The sequence below is a fragment of the Methylicorpusculum sp. genome, from assembly GCF_030651835.1.
Classification (GTDB): domain Bacteria; phylum Pseudomonadota; class Gammaproteobacteria; order Methylococcales; family Methylomonadaceae; genus Methylicorpusculum.
In genome coordinates, this window is record NZ_JAUSBX010000087.1 from 1 (window position 1) to 24,506 (window position 24,506).

Annotated in this window: 17 protein-coding genes; 5 read left to right on the forward strand and 12 right to left on the reverse strand. The window is 47.5% G+C overall.

The features are described 5' to 3' along the window. Positions 1–123: 123 nt before the first annotated feature. The 4 genes from Q7V32_RS10675 to smc form a co-directional block, all read right to left on the reverse strand. Positions 124–249, reverse strand: a complete 126-nt coding sequence (locus tag Q7V32_RS10675) for a hypothetical protein (RefSeq protein WP_304896964.1) — start codon at positions 247–249, stop codon at positions 124–126. 147 nt (positions 250–396) lie between these two features. Further along, on the reverse strand, positions 397–2,346 hold the full coding sequence (locus tag Q7V32_RS10680; protein ID WP_304896965.1) for a helix-hairpin-helix domain-containing protein: 1,950 nt from the start codon (positions 2,344–2,346) through the stop codon (positions 397–399). Between the two features lie 266 nt (positions 2,347–2,612). Continuing rightward, complete coding sequence (locus tag Q7V32_RS10685; protein WP_304896966.1) at positions 2,613–3,356, reverse strand: cell division protein ZipA C-terminal FtsZ-binding domain-containing protein; 744 nt, start codon at positions 3,354–3,356, stop codon at positions 2,613–2,615. Next, on the reverse strand, positions 3,356–6,865 hold the full coding sequence (gene smc / locus Q7V32_RS10690) for a chromosome segregation protein SMC (RefSeq protein ID WP_304896967.1): 3,510 nt from the start codon (positions 6,863–6,865) through the stop codon (positions 3,356–3,358). Before smc ends, Q7V32_RS10685 begins: the two co-directional genes overlap by 1 nt. A 98-nt stretch (positions 6,866–6,963) precedes the next feature. Here smc and queF point away from each other — a divergent pair, with 98 nt between their 5' ends. Genes queF through asd form a run of 3 tightly spaced genes read left to right on the forward strand, consistent with a single transcriptional unit; the run spans position 6,964 to position 8,503 of the window. Further along, on the forward strand, positions 6,964–7,353 hold the full coding sequence (gene queF, locus Q7V32_RS10695; protein WP_304896968.1) for a preQ(1) synthase: 390 nt from the start codon (positions 6,964–6,966) through the stop codon (positions 7,351–7,353). 6 nt (positions 7,354–7,359) lie between these two features. Next, positions 7,360–7,653 (forward strand): EscU/YscU/HrcU family type III secretion system export apparatus switch protein, encoded by a 294-nt coding sequence (locus Q7V32_RS10700; protein ID WP_304896969.1) that lies wholly within the window; start codon positions 7,360–7,362, stop codon positions 7,651–7,653. Further along, complete coding sequence (gene asd, locus Q7V32_RS10705; protein ID WP_304896970.1) at positions 7,643–8,503, forward strand: archaetidylserine decarboxylase; 861 nt, start codon at positions 7,643–7,645, stop codon at positions 8,501–8,503. Before Q7V32_RS10700 ends, asd begins: the two co-directional genes overlap by 11 nt. A 210-nt stretch (positions 8,504–8,713) precedes the next feature. Here asd and Q7V32_RS10710 read toward each other — a convergent pair whose 3' ends face one another. From Q7V32_RS10710 to hrpA, 7 genes are all read right to left on the reverse strand, one after another. Further along, a complete protein-coding gene (locus Q7V32_RS10710) occupies positions 8,714–12,016 on the reverse strand; it encodes a PAS domain S-box protein (RefSeq protein ID WP_304896971.1) in 3,303 nt (1,100 codons plus the stop codon). A 148-nt stretch (positions 12,017–12,164) separates the two neighbouring features. Continuing rightward, positions 12,165–12,581: a BLUF domain-containing protein gene (locus tag Q7V32_RS10715; protein ID WP_304896972.1), complete on the reverse strand. Its 417-nt coding sequence runs from the start codon at positions 12,579–12,581 to the stop codon at positions 12,165–12,167. Positions 12,582–12,826: 245 nt separating this feature from the next. Further along, on the reverse strand, positions 12,827–13,381 hold the full coding sequence (locus tag Q7V32_RS10720) for a tetratricopeptide repeat protein (RefSeq protein WP_304896973.1): 555 nt from the start codon (positions 13,379–13,381) through the stop codon (positions 12,827–12,829). A 223-nt stretch (positions 13,382–13,604) separates the two neighbouring features. Then, a complete protein-coding gene (lpxB, locus tag Q7V32_RS10725; protein ID WP_304896974.1) occupies positions 13,605–14,789 on the reverse strand; it encodes a lipid-A-disaccharide synthase in 1,185 nt (394 codons plus the stop codon). A gap of 17 nt (positions 14,790–14,806) precedes the next feature. Then, on the reverse strand, positions 14,807–15,904 hold the full coding sequence (locus Q7V32_RS10730) for a DegT/DnrJ/EryC1/StrS aminotransferase family protein (RefSeq protein ID WP_304896975.1): 1,098 nt from the start codon (positions 15,902–15,904) through the stop codon (positions 14,807–14,809). A 76-nt stretch (positions 15,905–15,980) separates the two neighbouring features. After that, positions 15,981–16,934: a Gfo/Idh/MocA family protein gene (locus tag Q7V32_RS10735; RefSeq protein WP_304896976.1), complete on the reverse strand. Its 954-nt coding sequence runs from the start codon at positions 16,932–16,934 to the stop codon at positions 15,981–15,983. A gap of 669 nt (positions 16,935–17,603) precedes the next feature. Beyond that, the gene (gene hrpA / locus Q7V32_RS10740) at positions 17,604–21,491 is read right to left on the reverse strand and encodes an ATP-dependent RNA helicase HrpA (protein ID WP_304896977.1); all 3,888 of its coding nucleotides are present in this window, start codon (positions 21,489–21,491) and stop codon (positions 17,604–17,606) included. A gap of 371 nt (positions 21,492–21,862) precedes the next feature. Here hrpA and Q7V32_RS10745 point away from each other — a divergent pair, with 371 nt between their 5' ends. Beyond that, positions 21,863–22,414, forward strand: coding sequence for a putative metalloprotease CJM1_0395 family protein (locus tag Q7V32_RS10745; protein ID WP_304896978.1), 552 nt, complete (start codon positions 21,863–21,865; stop codon positions 22,412–22,414). Between the two features lie 15 nt (positions 22,415–22,429). On the opposite strand, the gene Q7V32_RS10750 is transcribed toward Q7V32_RS10745, so the two are convergent. Next, entirely contained in the window at positions 22,430–23,158 is a 729-nt protein-coding gene (locus tag Q7V32_RS10750) for a metallophosphoesterase (RefSeq protein WP_304896979.1), read from the reverse strand. A gap of 88 nt (positions 23,159–23,246) precedes the next feature. Between Q7V32_RS10750 and ispG the strand changes: the two genes are divergently transcribed. After that, positions 23,247–24,470: a flavodoxin-dependent (E)-4-hydroxy-3-methylbut-2-enyl-diphosphate synthase gene (gene ispG / locus Q7V32_RS10755; protein WP_304896980.1), complete on the forward strand. Its 1,224-nt coding sequence runs from the start codon at positions 23,247–23,249 to the stop codon at positions 24,468–24,470. Positions 24,471–24,506: the final 36 nt, after the last annotated feature.

Sequence of the window (24,506 nt, forward strand, 5' to 3'; positions counted from 1 at the left end):
TCCTTTCAACATATTCCAGCGAACTGAATAATCACCGTCATCGGACGGCAATGTCCAAATAGCATGCAAATGATCCGGCATGATGACGATGGCATCAATATGAAAAGGTTTTCGTTGTTTTACCTATCGAAAGGCATCACGTAATACATCAATCTTGTCGATCAATAAATGATTGTTTTTCCGATCGGCAAGATTGACGGTGAAAAACCACATGGCTTTCGGTAGGTAAAATTGTCGGTATTCGGTCATGATTTGTATCGCGAACGATGCGCCTCCTATCGTCGGCTCATCCTATTTGGCGCATCTTTTCACGTTATGTTTGAGTTATTTTACCAGGCAATAAAATGTGATCCGTTCGCCCTTTGCAAAACAATCCTGCTTAATGCATCAGTGAATTTACCCGTTAATAAATGCCAGATATTCCTGTTCGCTGAGAATTTGCACGCCTTTTTCCCTGGCTGCGTTCAGCTTGGTGGCACCCACTTTTTCCCCGGCTACCAGAATATCCGTCTTGCCGGTGACGGTATTAGCGACTTTTGCACCCAAACGTTTGGCTTCTTTCTGCATGTCTTCGCGCGTTCCATGCACCATGGTTCCGGTGAATACGATCTGTTTTCCTGACACGGGGCTTTCTATTTGAGCAAGCGTTTGGCTGGCTGCCGTTTCAATCAGATTAAAACCCAAACCGAAAATTTGTTCAAAATCCTGTTTGATCAATTTTAACGACTCGACCACCGCCTCGGCAGTTTTCTCTGCAAACCCTTCTATAGCAACGATATCCTCAATGCTCAGCTCAAACAGCCGGTTCAACGGAAAATGTTGCAATAAGCGTTCGCAGTTTCCCAGTCCCATTCTATAAATACCGAATGCGCCCAGAAACCGCCAATCTTCAATGCTTTGCAAGCGGCTACGCTGCAATTGATCCAGAAGATTCTGCGAGGTCTTTTCGCCAAAGCCCATATCCACCAACTCGTTCAACGCTAATTGATAAATGCGGTAAATCGAGTTGACGCCGTGCGCATGGAGTTTTTCTATAGTCTTGGCGCCAAAGCCATCGATATTGCCCAAGGTTTTAAAAAAATGCTCAAGGGTGTTTTCGATTTGTGCCGGACAATGGGTTTTATTTAGACAATACAAATAATCACTGTCCCACACCAGATGACTGCCGCAACTGGGGCAGTCATCTGGAATTTGCGGCGGCTTTGGCGTGACGACACGCTCGATTTTTGGAATTACCAAGCCCGAACGGGTCAGCTCAATGAGTGTGCCCGGCCCTATTCCCAGCGACTTGACCATGCCATAATGATGGGCAGTTGCTCGAGAAATGACCGCACCGCTCAATTTTGTCGGCTCAAGTTCGGCAACCGGGTTTACGCGTCCGGAACGAGAGGTTTGCGGCGTGACACTCAGCACGTTGACCAACGCGGATTCAACATTATGCTTGTAAGCGATCTGCCAGCGATGGTGATGCCGGGTAGATCCCATGCGCTGCTTGACCACTTCATCGGTGACTTCAAAAACCACCCCATCGACATCAAAATCTACTTTTTCAGGCATCTGCCTGACGATATCGGTAAAGTGCTCGCGAATCTCAGCTGCCGTTCCTTGCCAGTCGGGTAACTGGGCAAACGGAAAGAACATCGCAGCTTTGCGTTCTATCGCTTCCAAAGCAGGCAATTCCAGTTCTTTTTCCTTAATGATACTCGCTTGAAAATTTCGGGCATTTTCAAACTGTTCCGCCAGATAATTCTGAAAATAAAGACGGCTGACCACGATTTCTCCGGCGCCTTGTCCTCTTTGACCATTCCCGGCCACCATCAAACCCCGATCAAAAACCCGGGTAATATCGGTGCCTTTTCGGCCATCGCCGCGGGTATATAAGGTTTGTCCGTCGTCATAGGCCGCATAGCCATCCAGTTTGGGAGTCGCGCGAAACCTAAGTGTTTCGGGGTCGATATCAAGTTCTTGTGCTGTTTTTTCTATACGAAGCAGCCATTTTTCAATCGCATCCTGGCTATAGGCTTTTTCGGTAGACAACATTCTTACCGGCAGATCTATGGTTTTTTCTGCAAATGCCGGTTCCGGTTCAACCGTGAGTAGATAGGGATGATCAGGATGGCGTCGTGCCAATTCAGCCAAAAATACGGCATCGTAATCAGCATCGGATATGAAAGGACAACCGCTTCTGTATAGCAGATTAGCGGTTTCCAGAAAGTGGACCAGAACCTCATCGCTGAGTGAGTCTGCCGAGCGGCTCTCGGCTATTTGTTCAAGCTGCTCAAGGGTCAATCCTTCAGCGAGTGGGTAGTGCTGGTTGATAAGATCACGCTGCTCTTTATTCAACATAAGGCAAAAGTTAAAGGATTGGCCTATTTGGCGGGCATAAGAAGTTTATTAATCAGCAATTCTCAGTTGGATCTTTTCAGCGTCATTTTGGGCTGTGAAAAGCCTTTCGAGGAACGCCGCAAACCCTTCCATGAGGGCTTGACTGCAGCAACTGACTGCCAAGGAGAGTTGAAGTGCAGATTTTGTCCGGAATAAAAATCTGCCCTGCTGACAACCCTCAAAAAGCTTCCCCCAGCCTTTTTTCCCTTAAAAGTGAGAATGGTTGTTTACTGATAACCGTGAACCAGTCGATTACGCATTTCGTATATGGCGCTATCGGTCAAAGGCTGTCTCTGGTTATCCCATTTAACGCCGTCCAGTTCCGCCGCCAAGATATCGATCGTTTCAACAAAATCATCGTATACCGAAACAGCGTCATCGACTTCGCGAGGTTGCATAAAAAAGACCAGACCGGGACAGTTAAACTCTTTTATATTTTTGTCGGGGAAGGTGCCGGGTTCAACCATGCTGGCAACGCCAAAATCAACCAGACCATTACGGTCGATACGCTCGTATATTTTTAAACTGCCGTATTTCAATCCGGCGATGTTAAAAGCGCGGTCGATGTCCTCACCGTTAAAACCTTCGTCGGCGACAGCAACCAGACTGTATTGAATCAGTTTGGGTAACTCCCGGGACTGCTCATCATGGCTGGACGGCCCGTCATCATGATGACGCTGCTGTGTCGAACTGCCGAAAGCCTCGTGATCCTCCTGACCATACAACGATTGCGCATATTCGTAATCATTCTCTCCATCCCATGCACTTCCTAAAGGAACCACATCGAAGTCATCATTTTCCGGATGCAGCACTAACGATTCATCGATTCTTCCAATCGGATTTTTAAATCGTCCGGACAGGCTCGATCGACCGGGAAGTGAACCTTTTTTCCAGTAAGACCACAAAACCAGACACAACATCACACCTAGGCCTGCTGCAATAATAACCATTCTTAAAATTTCTTTATCCATCAGCTTTCCGCCAGACTCACTGCTTCTTCAATATCAACCGCCACCATCCGCGATACACCAGGTTCGCGCATGGTAACCCCTGCCAGCTGTTTGGCAATTTCCATCGTCGCTTTGTTATGCGATATAAATAGAAACTGCACAGTTTCGGACATTTCCTCAACCATTTTTGAAAAACGTCCCACGTTTGCATCGTCAAGCGGCGCATCAACTTCATCCAGCAGACAAAAAGGCGCCGGATTCAACTCAAAGATTGAAAACACCAAAGCCACCGCTGTTAATGCCTTTTCGCCACCGGACAGCAAATGAATGGAACTGTTACGTTTACCCGGGGGTCTGGCGATAATATTGACACCGGCATCCAATACATCTTGCTCAGTCAGCTCCAGATAAGCTTGACCGCCCCCAAACAATTTGGGAAATTTCTCTTGTAATCCGGCATTTATTTTATCGAAAGTTTCCTTAAAACGCTGCCGGCTTTCTTTATCTATTTTATTAATCGCCTGCGTCAGGGTATCCAATGCTTCCGATAAATCCGCATGCTGATCATTCAAGAATTTCATGCGTTCCGATTGCATCTGAAATTCTTCAATGGCGCTCAGATTGATCGTACCCAGCCGCTCAATCTGACTCGTCAAATCATCCACTTTATGCTTCCATAACGTCTCATCAGCATCAGCGGGCATTTGCTGCAAAACTGTTTCCGGCGACATAGCCAGTTCATCCAGTTGCTCAGTGACAGTTTGCTGACGAACCCGGCTTTCCTGCTGCTCGTAACGGAGCTTATCCAACAGCTCTTTTTGCTTCTCCAAGCCGCGCTGATGCTGAATATGCTCTTGGGACAAACGATTGATGGACTGTTCCGTCTCTTCAACCTGTTTTCTGGACAGCTTTAATGCCTGCTCCAATGTTTCTTTTTTGGAATACAGCTGCTCAAGCGTCAGCTTTTCATCATCCAGCGGCGTCAAAGTTGCCTCAAGCTTGTGTTCCAGTTCAGCCATTCGCTCAGACGACGTTTGCATTTGAACCTCTAAACGTTCGACCTGTCGGGTGATATGAATCTTTGAAGAACGCAACGATTCAATTTGCGCCTGATAAGAAAATACCTGCTGCTTCGCCTCCGATACGGATAACTCCCGGCTATGCTGCTGGGCCATCAGCTGCTGATTGATTTTCTCAAGATGCTGTTTGCTTTCATCCAGACCGGACATCCGCTGTTCAGCTTCTTGCAGCTTGAATTTGGCTTCTGCAAGCAGCTCGGCATTGTCTTCCGATTCTGCCTGAATATCAGCCAAATCGCCATCAATCTGTGTTAACCGCTGCTGTTGCTGTTCATGTCGTGCAGCAAAAGCGCTCAGCTCGGCGTTTTTCTTTGACAAGTCATTGCTCAAGGTTTTGTCATGCTGCTGCAGATTTTCACGATTGGCTTCGGCCTCTTTTAACGTATGTTCAGAGGTCTCCAGACGCGCGTCGAGTTCAGCGATTTCGATAGACAGACTGTCTTGACGCTGTTTTAAAAGCCTTAATTCCTTTTCACGCTGCAACACACCGGACTTGTTATCTTTGACTCGTATCAATCGCAACCAGCCAGGCCCAAGCCAGGTACCGTCGGGTAAAATCAGCGATTCGTAAGGTTTGAGCTGATCGGTTTGCGCCTTGGCCGAGACCAATGATTCGGCGCAATATATCCCGGTCAATAATCCGGATAAGTTCCAGGAGGCTTTAACTTTATCCAGTAATGGCACCCCTGCGTTAGCCTGTTCGACCGGTTCAAACTGCCGATTTTCGAACAACGCCAATGAATCATTGGTTAAATGTTCAAGAGCCGGAATAATGTTATCGGCATTCTCGATGCAAATGGCTTCCAGATAATGCCCCAAGACTGTTTCAGCCGCGGTTTCCCAACCGGCCTCTACATCGAGCATTTCGGCAAGCCGGGTTTGTTTGGCCAAATCCATTTGTTCAAGCCAGCTGTTCAGATGCTTGTTATCTTTGCCCATGGCATGCTGCTGCAGCATTTCCAGAGAAGTAATCTTGCCTTTGACACTGTGCATTTCTGAGCGATGAGCATGGACTTGCTGATTAATTTCCTTCAGTAAGTGCCGGTGTTCGGTAATGACCGCCATGATTTTTTCGAGACGATCATGGGCAGCGCTGCGCTCCTCTTCCAGCTCCACTATCAAATCGTTTAATTCGTCAATTTTACCGGCGAATGGATTGGCTTTTAAATCGTCGCGCTCACCATTTAACTTATCCAGCCTGATTTGCAGCTGCCGGTTCTGGTTTTCGATCTGACTGATTTTTATGCGCTGGATTTCGATGTGTTCCTTGGCAGCCGCACTCTCTTTTAAATACGCTTCCCATTGCCGTTGCCAATCAGCCCGTTCCTGAAGTCCATCCTGTTGGACACTGACCGCTTCATTGACTCGAGCTTGCATGACTTCCAGTGCCTCTTCGGCTTGCATCAAATCGGAAGCGATATCCTCCAACTGCATTTGATCGCTATCCAGCTCCGTTTTGGCATGATCGATCTGCTGTTTTAAACGGTCGATTTCAACCACCGTCTCTTCATGGCTTTTTTGATTCAGTTTAATGGTTTGCTCAAGACGGCCGACTTCAGAAACCACATGATAGAAATCCCCTTGTGTCGCGTTTAATGCCGCCTGTTGCTGTTTGTGTTCTGACCGTTTTGATTCGATTTCGGCATCGAGCTCGCGCGTTGCGACAAACAGGCGGTTGTGCTCATTAGCTACCGCCTGCATTTGGCTGTCAAGCTGTTCAAAAGTCCGGTGGTGCGTCTGCCAGCGCATCGCCAGTAATTCCAGTTTGAACTGACGCTCCTGCTGTTTCAGTTCGGTGTATTTTTTGGCTTTTTCAGCTTGTTTTTGCAGATGTTTTAACTGTTTTTCAACCTCATCGCGCACATCATTCAAACGCTCCAGGTTTTCATGGGTGTGCCGCATCCGGGTTTCGGTTTCCTGACGGCGTTCCTTATACTTGGAAATGCCGGCCGCTTCTTCGATATGAACCCGCAAATCTTCAGGCTTGGCTTCCACCATTCTGGAAATCGTACCTTGTTCAATAATGGCGTAACTACGAGAACCCAGACCGGTGCCTAAAAACAGGTCGGTAATATCTTTACGTCGGCAGCGGACATTATTGAGTAAAAAAGCCGACTGACCATCACGGCTGACCTGGCGTTTTATCGAAATCGAGTTATATTGGGCGTATTCGCCGCCGGCCTTGCCTTCGCCGTTATCAAAAACCAACTCTACCGAAGCCGTACCGACCGGTTTGCGCGATGAAGAACCATTGAAAATCACATCGGCCATGCTGCCGCCACGTAAATGCTTGGCCGAACTCTCGCCCATCACCCAACGGACAGCATCAATGATGTTGGATTTTCCGCAACCGTTAGGCCCCACGATAGCGGTTAAGTTACCGCTGATAGGTATGACGGTTGAATCGACAAAGGACTTAAACCCTGAAAGTTTGATTTTTTCCAGCTTCATTACTGGTAGAATAACCCTTTAGCTGATTGTGAAAGACCGCGTATTATTCACGATATCAGCAAGGACTTCGACTTTTTATTTAACTTTTTCAACGAATCATGACAACACAACCCACCGATGTATTGGAAACATTTCCTAACCCACGCCCTGGCCGTGATTTTACAATCCGGATCGACATTCCCGAGTTTACCTGTTTATGCCCCAAAACAGGTCAGCCCGACTTTGCCACATTGACGTTGGAATATGTACCCGATCAACTGTGTGTCGAATTAAAATCGCTAAAACTGTACATGTGGATGTTTCGTGATCGAGGCGCTTTTCATGAGGCTGTCACCAACGAAATTCTGGATCACATCGTTGCAGCGACATCGCCCAACTTCATGCGCCTTAAAGCCAACTTCAACGTGCGCGGCGGTATTTATACCGCGGTAATTGCCGAGCATAAAAACAGTAACTGGCAAGCGCCGGCCTTAGTCCAGCTGCCTTAAACAACCATGGCCAAGACCTATTACACCGCCGATTTGGCTGTCGCATTAAAATACGACGGCAAGAATGCCCCCAAGGTGACGGCCAAAGGTGAAGGTCTTACCGCCGAACAAATCATTCAAATCGCTGAGCAACACGGCATTCCCCTGCAAACCGAACCGGAACTGACGCGAATTCTGGCGCAGATCCCGTTAGGCGAAGAAATTCCGAACGAACTTTATCTGGCGGTTGCCGAGGTCATTGCGTTTGCGTATTTTCTCAGCGGCAAAGTCCCCACTATCAATAGAACCGATGACGATTAAAGAAACCCTGACCACACTCCCCCAATATATCCTGCCGCACCACGCTCTGTCGCGAATGATGAGCCGACTGACGCATTGCGAAAACAAAGCCTGGAAAAACCTGATGATCAAACAGATTATCAGGCACTACGGTGTCAATATGGATGAGGCACTGATACAGGATATCGAGGCCTTTAAAAACTTTAACCACTTTTTTACCCGCGAACTGAAACCGGGTGTCCGTCAGCAGACCTGGGAAAACGGAGCCATTGCCTGTCCTGCCGATGGCCAGGTCAGTCAAGCAGGCACCATCGCGGCCGGCCGGATTTTTCAAGCCAAAGGCAAAGAATTTACTGCCACGGAATTACTGGGCGGAGACAGTGCGCGCGCTGAACCGTTTAATAACGGCCACTTTACAACGATCTATCTGTCGCCAAAAGATTATCACCGTCTGCATATGCCGTTGGCCGGATCTCTGCGCGAGATGGTGCATATCCCGGGTCGTCTTTTTAGCGTAAATACCACGACCACCAACAGCGTGCCAGGCTTGTTCGCAAGAAATGAACGCGTTGCCGCAATTTTTGACACCGAAGCCGGTCCGATGGCACTAATCCTGGTCGGGGCTATTTTTGTATCCAGCATAGAAATTGTCTGGCACGGCGTCGTTTCGCCGCCCACCATTGAGTCAGTTCGCTCATGGCAATACCGGGATGATCCGCCCCAATTGGCTAAAGGCGAGGAAATGGGACGATTCAATATGGGTTCAACGATTATTGTGCTGTTCAGCGAAAACCAAATGACCTGGAACGAGGATTTAAGATCCGGTCAGACAGTAAAGCTGGGACAGGCGATTGGAACAGTGAAAAGCTGATTTACATATTTCGCACTTCAAATTTTGGCAGTGCCTAAGGAGGCAACGGATTGCTCGTCAAAGGCTTTGACAACATGGATGCTGGCTAGAGCCTAGGGATGGTTTTACGGCGTCCTTTGACGGACACCCCGGTGCCGAATTTCGATCTACGATGGGAAAATAGCTTATTTCGTATCGGCTGACTAAGGTTCCCTAAAATACCCGGGAACCTTATTTTTCCAACCATTTCAGTAAGATTTCGTATAATAACTCGGTGTTAACCGGCTTCGGTAAATGGTCGTTTATACCTGCATTAAGGCAGACTTCCCGGTCTTCACTGAATACATTCGCCGTCATCGCGATGATGGGTGTTTCAGCATAGCCCGGCAATGACCTGATTACTTTAGCCGCTTCAATACCATCCACTTCCGGCATCTGCATATCCATCAGTATCAGTGGATAGCAGCTAGCACGGGCCATCTCAATCGCGACCTTCCCATTCTCGGCAAACTCCAGAACAAGCCCCGTATCGAGCAGTTGATGATGCGTCAGCATCCGGTTGATTTCATCATCCTCGGCAAGCAGAATCCGGGTGCCGGCATGGTCGCGCCTCAGTAACGCTTCTGCCGATTCGTTGGCTGGTTTAACTGGTTTTATTTCCTCTTTCTTTTGCAGAATCTTGCCTAAACGGGCGGTGAACCAGAACACACTGCCGACATCCGGTTCCGATTCGACGCCAACTTCGCCCCCCATCATCGCCGCCAGATGACGATTGATCGACAAACCAAGACCTGTGCCTCCAAAACGCCGGGTAGTGCTGCCGTCAGCCTGCTCGAACGCATTAAATAATCTAGCCTTCTGCTCCGCGGTCACTCCGATTCCGGAATCCTCAACGGAAAAGCGAAGCAACACTTCGTCTGACGATTCTTCCAGCATCGATACCCGGAGCGTCACTTGACCTTGAGCAGTAAACTTGATCGCGTTCCCCAGGTAATTAACCAACATCTGGACTAGCCGGGTTTCATCGCCTTTCAGGACGAAAGGCAATTGCCCGGCTTCGACTTTGAAAAGCAACCTTTTCTCAGATACCCGCTGTTCTATCAATCCGTTCACTGTTTCGATCAACTCAGAGAGGGAGAACTCGGCTTGCGATAAAGTAAACTTACCTGCCTCGATCTTTGAAATATCAAGAATATCGTTGATGATCGCAAGCAAATGATCGGCCGAAGACGAAATTTTGCTGAGCTTGTCCAGGTGTTCAACACTTAAACCGCCTTTCCTTTGCAGCAGATAAGTCATTCCGATAATAGCGTTCATCGGGGTTCTTATTTCATGCGACATATTGGCAAGAAAGTTACTTTTAGCCAAATTAGCATTATCGGCCTGCAACTTGGCTTCACGCAGCTGAGTTTCTATCTGTTTACGATTGGTTAGATCAATGTGTGTACCGACCGCTCGTAATGGGTGACCCTCGCTATCACTCTCGACTGACTTGCCGCGACTGAGTATCCACTTGTAATCACCGTCTTTGCAGCGCATGCGAAATTCAATCTCGTAATGACCGTAATCTTTAAGTCTTTGCTGTGCCTGAACGACAACGCTATCCCTCTCATCCGGATGCAGAAGCTTCACCCAGTCACTGCCTTGATAATGCGCCAGCTCTTCCGGTGCGTAGCCCAACATCTTGCTATAGCCCAGATTGATATAAACCTGACCGGTTTTAAAATCCCAATCCCAGACACCATCATTTGTAGCTTCCAGCGCATAGTTAAAGCGCTCTTCGTTGATCCGGATCTGCTCCATCGCCTGCCCGAGTTCTCGGGTGCGTTCTGCAACCCGTTGTTCCAGATTCTGATTCAAAGCCTGAAGTTGACGTCTTTGTTGATTCCGTTCGGTAATATCACGCGAAGCGGCATAAACATAATGTACGCCATCATTGTCGATGTTGCAGGCACTGATTTCTACCTCCAGCAGACTGCCGTCACGTCTTCTGTGCACGGTTTCAAAAATGAGGGCACCATTCGTTGTTAGGAGATTATTGATACGCGCCTTTAGCGTCTCTTTGTCAATCTGGACTTCCCAGTCGCCCACATGAAGCAGGCCGATCACGGTCTTGTCATAACCCAGCATTTGAAGAAAAACATCATTGGCGTCAATCAATGTACCTTGACTGTCCAATATATGAATGCCATCACTGGCCATTCTCAGAATGGTGTCAAGACGCTGGCGATCACGAGAGATGGCATGCTCCACAGCTTTGCGCCCCGTAATATCCTGAACAGTACCGAGTAAATTCTCAGCCTCTCCATTATCATCATAGACAATTTGCCCCAAACCATGCATCCAGCGCTCGACACCGTCGCAGGGCCGAATTATCTTGTATTCTGCATCAAAAGGCTTGCGTTCTCCGATGACTTCCCGAAGATAGTCGTTCATAGGCCTGTTGAAATCCGGGTGCATGAAGTCAACCCAGCCTTCAATAGTGTGAGGATAGTCCTCGGTAATGCCGAAAATATGGTTCATAACAGACGTGCATTCCCACGTGCCTGTTTTAAGACTCGTAATGTAGCAACCGATATTGGCCGCCTTTTGCGATTCACGCAGAAGTCGCTCACTCTTTTTTAACGATTGTTCGGCTTGTGTGCGAGCGAGTTCATAGGCCTGCAGTTTTTTCTGCATGTCGGATACGCAACCGAGCACACTATGCTCACTGCCGGGTTTAATCGTGATCAGTGAGGATAAATCACCTTGACCAATTCTGAGTAAATTGACCTGAACGTCCTCAAGAGAACCTCCCAGCGCTTTTCGCAATGCCCCATAGGCCCGAAAAAGCATAATAATTGTCGCTATTGAGAAAAATATGAAAATCAAGCGAAATAGTAAGGCATTGCGCCAAGCTGATTTGATCGCAGCGACTGTACGCCGGTCCATCATATGAAAAAATTCATTGATAGGCTGGATGATTTTCAACTTGGCCCGATAATAATTTTCATCATTGATCAGCCGCCTTGCCAGTTCACGACTGGCCTCGGCCTCAGGACCGACGGTCTCTACCAGTTGCATGGCCCTGTATTCAAGAGCGGTCAAATCGTCAGAATTCTTTTTGGCCTGATCCAGTTTGGCAAATTCTTCTTGCGTAAAGCCTGCCTGCCGCATCAGATCCAGTAAAGCAATACCCTTCCCGCTTTCAACAGGCGGCGGAGATAGATTTCCCAGCACCAGATCCCAATAGAAATTTTGATAGTTTTCAGGCCGGGGAATTTTGCCGTTACGGATATCCAGGATGTTTTGAAAGTAGTGCTTGTATCGGGAATCCCCAGTGACGCTATAGGCTCTCACCATCCGGGTCAGGTCATCAGAGCTTTGATGCAACTGTTGTGCGAGTTCGTAAGATATTTGCCGTAATTCATTCGCTCTATCCAGCCTTGTTTCCGCATAAACATAAACAAAAAAAACAGTAGCCAGCACAAAGAAAATACCAACAGCCAGGGCACTCTGATGAGAAACTCTTAAGGAGGGTTTACTGAAAGTCATTTGTCTGAAGCTTACTAAAGACATAGGATGAATTGAAATGAACAGTGCAACTGATGAAGATTAGGTTTTTCTAAACGCACATTCAGCATCGATCCCTTCATTGGCAAAGCCTGTTCCGGGCCATTTTGGAATTAATCTTCAAAGAAACTCAACGGCTTTTGCTGAAAAAATAGAGCAAATCCAGGCAAGCATCCCGGTTACTCTTTAAATTGCTGGCATTCAGGGGTGAATTCATGATCCGGGTATAGCCCGCTACAGCGTTTAAATTTTCGTCGGCAAGGTCGCGAAAACCCATGGACCAATCTCTAAATGAAGGCTCACTAATCTGTTCCTCAAGCAGGACAATCGCACCCCGATGACGGGAATCTTGGGTAATCACTTCAAATAAATTACGGACAACCGTTTCTTCTCCTTCAAGAAGCTGCATAAAATTACCGTCTTTATACAACAGCATGCCCGAAACACCCTGCTTGGTATTATTTTCACGGGACTTGACCAATAGCGTCAACAAGTCACTTTTACTAAAGGGTTTGACAGCAGAACTGACATAAACCAGATGAAACATTGTGTGTTCTCTTTAAAACGGATAAGTGGGTAAATTGACAGGTAGCTATCGTCACCCGCTTATGGCTTCAGATACAGAAATCCTTAAAGCAATATTAGCAAAAAACAGGGCTCTTTGTTTTGACTGAGGGAAGTTATTTCAAACTGGGGTTTCCCAGCTTGTATAGGGGCGTCCGGGCTTGTTAAGCCGCTGTGTTTGCATTAACAGTAGATGTACTTTCAACTCATAAAGCGAACAGTGCTTACTTAAAGGCTATTAGCTTTCAGCAGGGCCTCTTTCGCCCCTGCAGCATTGCCTTGGGCATTTCGTGCTTCTGCGATTAACAGCCAGCATTTTCGTTTTAACGCCCGTTCAGAACCCGCCAATAAATCAGCTTTTCTTGCCAATTCCTCTGCCAATTTTGGTTGCGACTGTTTTAATCTTACTTCGGCAAGTTTATAGATCAGGGACGGATTGCGTGGCTCTATTCTTAAACCTCTTTCCAGGGTTGCAACAGCAGCATCCAGATTGCCTGAGCCTGAACTGCGCTCGGCGTCAGACATTAACGCCACAACGACCGGACTCAAGGGTGCAGGCGCAGCACGGGCCGAACTGGTTGCCCATGACGGAGGCCGCGCATTATCTGCACCACCCGGAACATTTGGCGGTTGCGGCTTGACGGGCGGTTTTACGGTGACGGGTGGAGGTGGTTTCGGATAGGTTTTAGGTGCAGTGACTACAGGTTCTCGGGTCTCAACTTGGGCACAGCCCCAGCCAGTCAGAACAAAACTGACGATGATCAATAAGTTTATTAATTTCATGCTACCCACGTTTTAGAAATATGCCTTTAAGGTATCTTCTCCATCGTCCAATTTTATTCGGTATAGGTGTTTGATTGAAATGGCTTCTGCAACAGGGGGCGTTTTCACGCGTCCTTTGAATCAGACACCGACACTCTCAATTCAAAGCGGGCGAGTAGTTACCCTTTGCAGGCTTATTGAGAGTTAAGCATTGTGTGCTTAATGATTTATTAAACCCGCCCCATCACGATTTAGGATTTTTCAGCATTTCCAACGCTAAATCGGCCATGTTTTTTGAACCCTCGCCTTTGCCCAAAATTGTTTTCACCCGCTGCAAATCCGCTTTTATCGCATCTGAATAGTCGCTGTTCTGGACGATAGTCAATATCTCATGGGCAATATTTTCGGCAGTTGCATCCTGTTGTATCAATTCTTTAACAATACTTTTACCGGCGATGATATTGGGTAGGCCGATAAACGGCGTTTTTACCAGATTTTTAGCCAGCCAGAATGTCATCCAAAATAACTTGTAAACAATCACCATCGGAATTTGCAGCAATGCAACCTCCAGCGTGGCGGTTCCTGAGGTGGTCATCACCGCATCGCAGCATTGAATTAATTCGTAGGTTTGCTGTTTGACTATCTTGATCCTCGATTGGCTTTGGCTTAGAAAGCGCTGCAACAGATCATCACTGATGCTGGCCGCTTGCGGCAAGACAAATTGTACCGCCGGTAAACGGGAACGAATGATGTCCGCCGCGGCCAGCATAACCGGCAACATCCGCTCTATTTCATGCGCCCGGCTGCCTGGCAATAAACCGATAATGGGGTGCTCCGGGTTCAATTCAAAGCGTGTCAGCGCTTCTTCGCGAGACCATTGCGGATGAACCTTATCCACAGAAGGATGACCCACATAGCGGACCGGAACATGCTCTGCTTCGTAATAAGCCGTTTCAAACGGAAAAATGACCGCCATCATATCGATTACCCTGCCATATTTTTTGACCCGGCCGGGCCGCCAGGCCCAGACCTGGGGACTGACGTAAAACAACACTTTGATGCCTAGCTGCTTAGCAAATTTGGCCAATTTAAAGTTAAATTCTTTGTAGTCCACACACACCAGCAAATCGGGCCTTTCGCTGACCAGCAATTGCTTCATTAAAGTCAGTGCCCGATTAATTTCCGCGTAGTGTTTGATCACCTCAAACAATCCGATCACGGCAATGCCGGTTGAATCATAACGGATATCAATACCGGCTTTTTGCATTTGACTGCCGCCCATGCCTAAGCCTTTGATGTTAGGCAACTGTTTTTTTAATTCCAGAAACATATGAGCAGCATGTTGCTCGCCCGAGGTTTCTCCGGCACTGAACAGCAGAGTCAGAGGTCTGTCTGATGGTGCCGTATCGCCTTGAGTCAATGAGGTCATGTTAGTTCAGGTACCTGTTAACCAACCAGAGTCTTCCTGATTACTCCCACGATTTGCTCAATCGTTTTGTCTTCCAATGAGGGACAAATGGGTAAAGACAGACAGGTTGCCGATACCTGCTCTGTCACCGGCAGTTTTACGTGGGCATAAGCGTCTTTAAATACATTTTGCTTATGCAAGGGAACCGGATAATAAACGGCACAGCCAATCTGCTGGTCTTGTAGGGCCTTCAGCACATCATCACGTCTATCGCATAACAGGGTGTACTGATGATAAACATGATCGCCCAAGCCGTCTTCAAAAGGCGTACTCAAAGGCAAGTCGGCCATTAGCTCGGAATACAGATGCGCCGCCCGGCGTCTTCCTGCATTGTATTGTTCGATACGTTTTAATTTGACCCGCAGGATCACAGCCTGCATATCATCCAACCGGCTGTTGTAACCAATCACATCGTGATAGTAACGGACTTTAGAACCGTGATTGTGGTACATCTTGAGCTTTTCGGCTATCTCATCGGATTGCGTGACCACAAGTCCGCCATCACCGAATGCGCCTAAATTTTTGCTGGGGAAAAAACTGAAACCGGCCGAAGAACCAAAACTGCCGGTCTGACGGCCATTAACCCTGGCCCCGAAGGATTGGGCACAATCTTCAATCAGTTTCAATCCGTGTTTTTCGCAAAGTGGCTGGATACGTGACAGATCAGCAGGCTGTCCGAACAAATGCACCGGCATGATCGCCTTGGTTTTTGGCGTAATGGCCGCCTCTATTGCATCCGGATCAATATTGAATGTTTTTGGATCGATATCAGCAAAAACCGGCGTGGCACCGACATAACAAACGGCTTCGGCGGTCGCGATAAACGTGAAGGGGGTGGTAATGACCTCATCACCTGCACCTATACCTTCAGCCAATAAGGCCAGATGCAGCGCATCCGTTCCAGAGGCAACACCTACGGCATGTTTGACACCCAAATATTCAGCCGCTTCTTTTTCAAAATTCTGAACATTGGGACCTAAAATAAACGAGCAATTGGCAATTGTTTCGGCAATGCCTTGCTCAATCTCATCCCGGATTTCCTCGTATTGAGCTTTTAGGTTGACCATCGGTATCATAGTGTTCTCATGCCTCTTTTTTTGTTTTTATGGAAACGCTGGATTGATTGAGTGTGCTTAAAGTGTGCGTCGCCAATTACAGGCGCCGATCGGTCCCTGCCTGAGTCAGCAATTTGGAAATTTCCAGTGCAGTGGCAAGCGCGCGTCTGCCAGCTTCTCCCGATACAATCGGATTGTCGCCGGTTTGAATACAATGAACAAAATGCTTGATCTCTTCCATCAACGCATCGCCGTTTTCAAAAACCGACTCCTCGTTGACAATTTCCGGTATGCCGGGAAACATTTCCTTGTCACCGGTTTTGTATTTGGTCAATACCCGGTTCTGAAAATCGACTGAAATATAAGAACTGGGCCGGAACAGGCGCATTTTGCGCTCCATTTTCATACTGATGCGACTGGCGGTGACATTCGCAACGCATCCGCTTTTAAACACCAGGCGCGCGTTGGCAATATCGATATCTTTGGTTAAAACAGCCGTACCGCTGGCATCAATGCGTTCCAGATCGGAGTCGACCAGGGCCAGAATAATATCGATATCGTGGATCATCAGATCCAACACCACACTGACATCATTAGCCCGGGGATTGAAAGGCGAAAGCCGGTGTGATTCTATAAACAGCGGCTTTTCATCTTTATCCAGCCCCAATACGGCCGGATTAAAGCGTTCCAAATGCCCGATTTGAAGAATCTTGTTATTTTGTTTGGCGAGAGCAATCAACTCGTCGGCTTCTTCAACGGTTACCGTAATCGGCTTTTCAACCAGCACATGACTGCCATGGATCAGAAAATCCTTACTGACGGCATGATGTAAAGTCGTAGGTACTACGATACTGACGGCATCCACCTGACCCAATAATGACTGGTAATCGGTCAATGCCTGAGCGCCATGTTTTTCGGCAACGGCTATTGCAGCGGCCTCATTGATATCGACAACTGCAACCAACTCACAATCGGGCAACGAAGCGTATTTCTCAGCATGAAATTTACCCAGATAACCTGTTCCGACTACTGCGCACTTAATTTTATTCATGAAATTCCTATACTTAACCAATCAAGCTTTACCAGACGGGCAATTTATAAGTACCCGGATCATTCTAAACGTTATACGACCATTTTATAGGCTCTGTTCGCGTTAATAGCGGATGTCGCCCCGCGGCAAACGAAAGAGCAATCTAGGACGGATAAGGCGTCAGCCGCATTCGCCAAGCTTTTAAAGGTGGATGCGGCTGCGCCTTATCCACCCTACCCATCTGCCACCCTGACTTTCACGGTAACGCGAATATAGCCATTTCAAAGGTGTTCTATGGATTGGCTGATGATTTGACTTGCCAGGTGAAGCATTGACCACACCCAATCCGTAGTTAAATTTGGTTGATCATTATCCGGTAATTCATCACCCCTGTCATGCGCTTATAGCGCCAATACCTTCCTTTCAAATAATCCGGCAGCCCATACGCTATTCTATTTTCATAGCCATCCAAATGATGTACATCCTGTGGATAAGTCTGTGCGCAGCTTGTTTTTTCGAAGTGCATACGCTGCCTTTGCTGAAAATTGAACGCACCAAGATAAAATTTTAATAATCAATAATTACAAACAGTTAGGTTATAACACCTGGCTGCTTAAGCCATCTTACAAGCAATAGAAATCGCCGAGGTCAACTGTGCATAACTCGTGTCGAGTCTAAACCAATTTATCGCTAAAACCGTTCATCCCATGCTTTTTCAAGACGCTTGGCTGATATAGGAAAAGGTGTTTTTAACTGCTGGGCATACAATGAGACTCTGAATTCTTCCAGCAACCAGCGAAACGGATCGGATTCGGGAACCACGCTTTTTTTCTTGGCGCGTTCGGCCACTTCCTTCCAATAGCGCTGACAAAAGCGGTTGATTTCCTGTTGCTTCTGCACGTCGTTATTCATTTTTTCCAAACGGTATTCAACCGCCTTTAAGTAGCGGGGAAACTGTTTTAGCTGCTGATAAGGCGTTCTTCTGATAAAACCTGCAAATACCAGTAAGTTGAGCTGCTCGTTAATATCCTTACCCAATGGATCAGAGGCATTAAAACGCTGCAATTGCCTGTTAATAGCCCCGATGCGTTCCATGACCTCCTTGGCAATAAGACTCGCTTCATTAGTGACCGAGACCAGCTCTGATTTATGCGCATCCAGTCGCTGTTCAAAAACCAGCTGGCTTCTTATCAAGCCCTCATCCAAAAATACTGATGAAAATACGCAATATAAAATATCGTCTTTAAAGGACCGCCCACCATAATTGCTAAGCAGCGGATGGGGCGAAAGTTTTTGATAAAGCAATTCCAAAGCCGGTGAATGCGGCATATTTTTAAGTAAATACTTACACTCCTTGGCCAAATACAACTGAAATAATTTGACCAGTCCGTCATGATGTATGGCATCGGCTTTTTGCCGGGTATCAAAAATCTTGACCCCGACCGAGTCACCTTCATCAACTATCGCCGGATAACCGATAAACGCCTGGCCTTGCTGAATAAATTGGTAAGTTTCCGGTAAATCATCGAAAGCCCACTGCACACAACCGGTGTAATTCAGCTCATCGGCCGCTAATTGGTCAAAGGTTTGCCCTGCTTTTTGGCTAAACTGGCTCTGTAATTTTTTGAGGTCGCGGCCGTAATCAAGCAATTTGCCCTGCTCATCGACGATGCGATAGTTCATGTTTAAATGATCGCTGAGTACTTCAGGATGCCATTCATTTAATGGGATCGCCTCGCCGGTCAATTTGCGCAAGCGGGTTCCCAGCCATTCATACAAAGAGCCTTTAAAATCCGGTTCGATTTCAAGACAGTGTTTTGCCGTTTGCGGCACCGGGACAAAATGTTTTCGCAGCTGTTTGGGCAATGATTTGATCAAGCCAATCACTTTTTCCTCAAGCATACCGGGCACCAGCCATTCGAAAGGCTGTTCGCTGATCTGATTGAGTTGATGCACCGGGATGATCGCTGTCACGCCGTCCTCGTCATGGCCGGGTTCGAAGCGATATTGCAGATTAAACGTCAAACGCCCCACCGATTTGCTGTCAGGAAAATCCCATTCATTAACCAAATGATCTTGTTCGCGGGTAAGGTCCTCTTTGGTTAAAAACAGGAATCGGGCATTCTCACGCTCAACCGTTTTGCGCCATTGTTCGAAGGTAACGCCATTGACTACCGATTCGGGAATTTTTTTGTCGTAAAACTGAAACAGCCATTCTTCATCCTCAATCAAGTCAACCCGGCGTCCTTTATGCTGGATATAACCAACTTCCTCCAGCAATTGCTGGTTGGCCTTAAAAAAAGGCGCATTGGTTTGGTACTCATGATTGACCAGGCCGAAACGTATGAAGAAATCGCGCGCCGCTTTTGGATCAACATGTTCATAAGGAATCTTACGCTTGGCCTGAAGTGTCAGGCCATACAACAAAGTACGCTCGTAAATACCGCTGCGCCCGGCTTTTTTCTCCCAGTGCGGATCATAGTAGTTGCGTTTGATCAGATGACCTGAACATGCCTCTATCCATTCCGGTTCAATTTGGGCAACCGTGCGAGCATAGACTTTGCTGGTTTCCACATGTTCGGCTGCCATAATCCATTTTGGCCTCAACTTATGTAAGCCGGACCCCGGAAAAATAAAGAATTTAAGCCCTCGCGCGCCCAGGTATTCGTATTGCTCGTGTTTAAAACCTATGTTGGATAACAGGCCAGGCAATAAAGCACGGTGAATTTCGGAATAGCCCGCTTCCAGCATATTGGGCTTGAGCTTAAGTTCACCTTTAATGACTTGCATGATTTGGGCATGAATATCAAACCACTCCTTCATGCGGATGTAAGACAAAAACTGATCCTTGCAGTATTTGCGCAGCTTGTTGTTCGACAGGTGTTTTTTCTGTTCTTCGAACGCATTCCAGAGGTTGAGCAAAGTCAGAAAATCCGATTCCGGGTGCTTGTAAATCGCATGCTTAGCTTCGGCTTGCGGAAGTTTGTCGGCGGGTTTATCCCTTGGATCCTGAACACTGAGCGCTGAAACGATGATTGACACCTCGGTTAAACAGTTCAACTCGGCCGCGGCCAGCAACATGCGGGCGAGTTTGGGGTCAGTAGGCAGTTTGGCAATCTGCTTGCCCATTTCGGTCAACCGGCCTTGCTTATCCAGGGCATTGACTTCATGAAGCATGGTTTTGCCGTCACGAATCATCTTGTCTTCAGGCGGCTCGACAAACGGAAAGTCTTCGATATCGCCCAGATTCAACGAAATCATTTGCAAGATGACCGAGGAGAGATTAGTACGCAGGATTTCCGGTTCGGTAAATTCCGGTCGGACAATAAAGTCTTCCTTGGAATACAATCGAATGCAAATACCCTCGGCAACTCGCCCGCATCGCCCGGCTCGCTGATTAGCACTGGCCTGGGAAATTTTTTCTATGGGCAAGCGCTGAATTTTACTGCGATGACTGTAACGACTGATGCGGGCATGACCGGTATCGATCACGCAGCGAATGCCGGGCACCGTCAACGATGTTTCGGCAACATTGGTCGCTAAAACGATGCGCAGCCCGCCTTTGGGCTTGAACACCTGTTCCTGTTCGCTGACACTGAGTTTTGAATAGAGCGGCAGAATTTCGTAACCGGTAGGATGGTGTTTTCTTAACGATTCGGTCGTCTCCCGAATCTCACGCTCGCCGCTTAAAAAAATCAGAATATCACCGCGCATGTCCCGCGCTAATTCGTCAACAGCATCCAGAATCGCCTGCTGCAAATCAGCCGTGGTTTCATCATTTTCCTCACTTTGCTCTATGGGCCGGTAACGAATATCGACCGGATAGGTCCGGCCGGAGACCTCGACGATAGGCGCACCGCTGTAATGTTTGGCAAATCGCTCAGGATCAATCGTGGCGGAGGTTATTATCAGCTTCAGATCCGGCCTCTTGGGCAAGAGCCAGCGCATATAACCCAGCAAAAAGTCGATATTCAGACTGCGTTCGTGAGCCTCGTCAATGATAATCGTGTCATATTGATTAAGGTAAGGATCGTTTTGAGTCTCGGCCAGCAAAATGCCGTCGGTCATCAATTTCACCAAAGATTCGGCATGCGTTTTATCGTAAAAGCGGACTTTATAACCCACCGATTTACCAAGAGGTTCGCCCAATTCTTCGGCAATTCTGTCGGCCACGGTGCGAGCAGCAATCCGGCGCGGCTGGGTATGCCCAATAAAACCCGAAGCGCCACGCCCAATAGACAAACAAATTTTCGGCAGCTGCGTTGTCTTGCCTGAACCGGTCTCGCCGCAAACGATAACGACCTGATGCTGCTGAATCAGCTGGGCAATTTCATCTTTTTTGCTGCTGACCGGTAAATCGGGAAAGTTAATTGTCGGAGTGCTGGCCTGTCTTTTCAGTTTTTTGCCAACCGACTGATCAATGCGTCCCGCCAAAACGGCCAGTTTTGACTCCTGAATTTTACCTTTTTGATAATCGCTACGTAGCCGATCCAACTCGCGCTTTAAGCTGTGTCGATCTTGATTGAGACAGTCGGACAGCTTTTTACTCAGTTGCTTGATAAGATCGTGCGAAGACATTTTTTCTTTTTCCAATGACAAGTGGCGGGTATTATAGCGGTTACGCACACCTTTTTTGTCAAAATGGACAACTATTCCTGAGGCGACTAAACTGAATGCAGGGACTAATTAAGCTACCCTGCCTAAAGATCCCGACAACTCTCAATTTGAAAGGGAAATGCTTTTTGAGGATGTCGGCAGCAGGGCAGATTTTTTATTCCAGACAAAATCTGCATTTCCACCCTCCTTGGCGGTCAGATGGAGCTGTCAAGCCCCCAAGGAAAGGTTTACGGCGTGCCTCGAAAGGCTTTTCCCGGCCCAAAATGACGCTGAAATGATCAAACGGGGAATTGCTCTAAAGATTCAGCACGATTAAATTCAAAGGTGCCTTTGTGTTAACCTCCGTATCAATGCATCAAATCAGCAACTGGCCGGGCATGAGTCCTGAAAAGACTCATGCGCATGAAAAAAATGCCGGGGCATCATCAACACAAGAAAAACTACCACAGACCGGCACTTCAGCCTCGCCTGAAGCGCAAGATATCGAAACAATTAAAGTCATAGAATCTCTTAAAGCCAGAGACCGCGAAGTCAGGGCTCATGAGCAAGCGCATATCTCGGCATCAGGAGGACTGGCAACCGGCGGAGCCAGCTTCACTTATCAACAAGGACCTGACGGCAAGCGCTATGCAATCGGTGGGGAAGTTAACATTGATACATCGCCCGTACCCGGCGACCCCAGGGCAACTTTAAGAAAAGCGGAAACAATAAGACGGGCAGCACTTGCGCCGGCAAATCCTTCGGGACAAGACTACAAAGTGGCATCCAAAGCCGCACAGATGGCAACAAAAGCGCAAATGGATTTGATAAAACTGCAACAGGCAACTCAATCAGAAACCGCATCTGAAGAAAAGCCCAGCTTGAAGATTGACGTGACGGCCTGAGCGACCCCTTAAAATCTAGATATCGACGACCCGATTGACATCAAAACCTTCCACCATCTTTCTACCCATATAACCCCTTGGATTGCATAAAACCCTGGCTCCGGCAATCCGGTAATCGCCAGGGCTGTGAACATGCCCATGAAACCATGCCGCAATCTCGTACTCATGCAGCAACCACTTTAAATCATTGCAATAGGCTAATTTTTTCAGGGCATGTGGCGACCCATTCCAGCTCCATTCGGAAGGGGCATGGTGAGTGACAATGACTGTTTTTCCTGAGAAAGGTCGTTCCAGCTCGGCTATTAACCACTTTTTTGAGCGTTCATGTAGCTTGAAAAAAGCAAGCGGATCAAACGCCTTTTCCGAATATTTTATTTTTCTAAAATCATTCAGCGAATTGCTCAGAACAACCACTTTCTCCTCACCTTCCTGAAACAAATCAGTCCACAAGGTACAGCCCAGAAATCTGACATCCTGAAAAACAAACTGATTATTTTCCAAAAAATGAACCCGACTGCCTGCGCATTGCTCTCTGAGGGTTTTTAGCGTGTCATGATACTCCTGGGTATAAAATTCATGATTTCCGGCGACATAGATAACCGGCTTATTTATTGTTTTGAGCCATTCAACACCTTGTTTATAGATCCCGATATCGCCCGCCGCTATAATGACATCAGCATCATTACCCGGCTGATCCAGTGGGCCGAACTCAAGATGGATGTCTGAAAAATAGTTGATTTTCACTAATTAACTCTATTGAAAGCCGCGTATAAGGTATACTGTGGCTTATTTTTTCAGATAACAACAACCTTTTCCATAAAGATATTTGGCTATGTCAAGCAGACCCAGAAAAATCACACAACAAGTTCTTATCGGTGACATTAAAGTCGGAGGCGGCGCTCCGATTGTTGTTCAATCCATGACTAACACAGACACAGCGGATGTTAGCTCAACGGTCAATCAGGTTATGGAGTTATCTAGAGCCGGTTCGGAGATTGTCCGGATTACGGTCAATACTGAGGAAGCGGCAAAAGCAGTTGCAGAGATCCGCAATAAGCTGGATCAAAAAGGCTTTACCGTGCCTCTGGTCGGAGACTTCCATTTCAATGGCCACAAGCTATTGGAAAAATATCCCGATTGCGCTCAGGCATTGGATAAATACCGTATCAATCCCGGAAACGTTGGCCGCGGTAAAAGCCGTGATCCGCAATTTCAGCAAATGATTGAATTTGCGTGCCAATATAACAAACCGGTGCGTATTGGTGTCAATGGCGGCAGTCTGGATCAAGCCGTTCTTACCCGCTTGCTGGATGAAAACCGGGAAAAGCCAGAACCTTTACCCTTATCGGCCATCACTCGGGAAGCAATTATTCTCTCTGCGCTGGAAAGCGCGGCTAAAGCTGAGGAAATTGGCTTGGGTAGAGACAAAATATTACTGTCCTGCAAAATCAGCAACGTCCAGGAATTGATCAAAATCTATGAGGATTTGTCAGACCGCTGCGATTATTCGCTGCACCTTGGCTTGACCGAAGCGGGCATGGGTTCCAAAGGCATAGTCGCTTCGGCAGCGGCCTTGTCTGTGCTGATGCAACAAGGGATAGGCGATACCATCCGCATTTCCCTAACACCTGAACCCGGTACAGCAAGAACCCAAGAAGTCGTCGTCGGTCAAGAGATTCTTCAAACCATGGGATTCAGATCTTTTACACCCATGGTCATTTCCTGTCCGGGTTGCGGACGGACTACCAGCGATTATTTCCAACGATTAGCGATGGACATTCAATCCTACTTACGCATCAGCATGCCGACATGGAAGAAGAAATATCCCGGCGTTGAAGAAATGGAAGTCGCCGTAATGGGCTGTGTAGTCAACGGTCCTGGCGAAAGTAAAAGCGCCAATATAGGCATCAGTTTACCCGGTACCGGCGAAACGCCCGTTGCCCCCGTCTACGAAGATGGAGAAAAAACGGTCACGCTGAAAGGCGATCACATTGCCGAAGAATTCCAGGCGATCGTCGAACGTTATATCGAAAGCCACTACGGCACTTCCGCCTAAACTCAATCTCCTATCCTTTGGTCTTGCAGACCAAAG

Bases quoted from the DNA above. Each gene is read 5' to 3' on its own strand.
- Q7V32_RS10720 (WP_304896973.1), bottom strand. From the start codon at position 13,381: ATGAAATTAATAAACTTATTGATCATCGTCAGTTTTGTTCTGACTGGC.
- Q7V32_RS10680 (WP_304896965.1), bottom strand. From the start codon at position 2,346: ATGTTGAATAAAGAGCAGCGTGATCTTATCAACCAGCACTACCCACTC.
- hrpA (WP_304896977.1), bottom strand. From the start codon at position 21,491: ATGTCTTCGCACGATCTTATCAAGCAACTGAGTAAAAAGCTGTCCGAC.
- asd (WP_304896970.1), top strand. From the start codon at position 7,643: ATGACGATTAAAGAAACCCTGACCACACTCCCCCAATATATCCTGCCG.
- Q7V32_RS10710 (WP_304896971.1), bottom strand. From the start codon at position 12,016: ATGACTTTCAGTAAACCCTCCTTAAGAGTTTCTCATCAGAGTGCCCTG.
- ispG (WP_304896980.1), top strand. From the start codon at position 23,247: ATGTCAAGCAGACCCAGAAAAATCACACAACAAGTTCTTATCGGTGAC.
- Q7V32_RS10715 (WP_304896972.1), bottom strand. From the start codon at position 12,581: ATGTTTCATCTGGTTTATGTCAGTTCTGCTGTCAAACCCTTTAGTAAA.
- Q7V32_RS10735 (WP_304896976.1), bottom strand. From the start codon at position 16,934: ATGAATAAAATTAAGTGCGCAGTAGTCGGAACAGGTTATCTGGGTAAA.
- Q7V32_RS10730 (WP_304896975.1), bottom strand. From the start codon at position 15,904: ATGATACCGATGGTCAACCTAAAAGCTCAATACGAGGAAATCCGGGAT.
- Q7V32_RS10700 (WP_304896969.1), top strand. From the start codon at position 7,360: ATGGCCAAGACCTATTACACCGCCGATTTGGCTGTCGCATTAAAATAC.
- lpxB (WP_304896974.1), bottom strand. From the start codon at position 14,789: ATGACCTCATTGACTCAAGGCGATACGGCACCATCAGACAGACCTCTG.
- Q7V32_RS10685 (WP_304896966.1), bottom strand. From the start codon at position 3,356: ATGGATAAAGAAATTTTAAGAATGGTTATTATTGCAGCAGGCCTAGGT.
- smc (WP_304896967.1), bottom strand. From the start codon at position 6,865: ATGAAGCTGGAAAAAATCAAACTTTCAGGGTTTAAGTCCTTTGTCGAT.
- Q7V32_RS10675 (WP_304896964.1), bottom strand. From the start codon at position 249: ATGACCGAATACCGACAATTTTACCTACCGAAAGCCATGTGGTTTTTC.
- queF (WP_304896968.1), top strand. From the start codon at position 6,964: ATGACAACACAACCCACCGATGTATTGGAAACATTTCCTAACCCACGC.